The organism is Pseudomonas sp. BN606 (assembly GCF_029873115.1).
In the GTDB taxonomy this organism is placed as follows: Bacteria; Pseudomonadota; Gammaproteobacteria; order Pseudomonadales; family Pseudomonadaceae; genus Metapseudomonas.
Genome location: NZ_SSOF01000011.1, coordinates 1 through 635 on the forward strand (window position 1 = coordinate 1; position 635 = coordinate 635).

Here is a 635-nt window from a genome sequence, read left to right on the forward strand (position 1 = left end):
GCCATTGGCGCTGAGGGCGATGGAGGACTGGCTGCGCGGCTGCGCCCGGACCTTGCCGCTGCGTACGCCGGCGCAGTTGCGGCAATTGCAGTTCCACTGGGGGAAACCGCCACCGGCGGCCGAGCCGAGAATCTGGATGTGCATGGGATTAGCCCTGGCGGGGGCCCCGGCTGGGCCGGGGCGATGCGGATCAGCGGTTGGCGAAGTACAGGGTCACTTCGAAACCAATGCGCAGATCGGTGAAGGCGGGTTTAGTCCACATGGAGTAATCCTCTTGTTATGCCGCCGGAGGATTCCGGCAAGGCCAGTTAACCACCGGCCCAGAGGGGCCCGAATGGTACTTTCGGAGGAGATTTACTCGTGATTTGGTAGGGGCCGGTTGGGCATCCACAAAGGATCACGCCAACCAATGTGCCTTGAAAAAAAGAAAACGCGGCCGAAACCGCGTTGCGACAAAGCCCTGTCGGGCATTGGATGTGGGGGCGCTCTTTCCCGCAGACAGGACGGCGTCGCCTAAGGGGATTGTGGCGCCCAAACCGGCGCGCCACGGGTTCGACAAGGGTGCATCAGACTCAGAAGAAGCCCAGCGGATTGATGTCGTAGCTCACCAGCAGGTTCTTGGTCTGCTGGTAGTG

At 61.9% G+C, this 635-nt stretch carries 1 protein-coding gene and 1 pseudogene; both read right to left on the bottom strand.

Going from position 1 to position 635, the window contains the following annotated elements:
• A pseudogene (locus E8E75_RS00070) lies at nt 1–144 on the bottom strand (pyrroloquinoline quinone biosynthesis protein B); the annotation flags it as partial.
• A gap of 46 nt (nt 145–190) precedes the next feature.
• A complete protein-coding gene (gene pqqA / locus E8E75_RS00075; RefSeq protein ID WP_072432761.1) occupies nt 191–262 on the bottom strand; it encodes a pyrroloquinoline quinone precursor peptide PqqA in 72 nt (23 codons plus the stop codon).
• Nucleotides 263–635 lie beyond the last annotated feature (373 nt).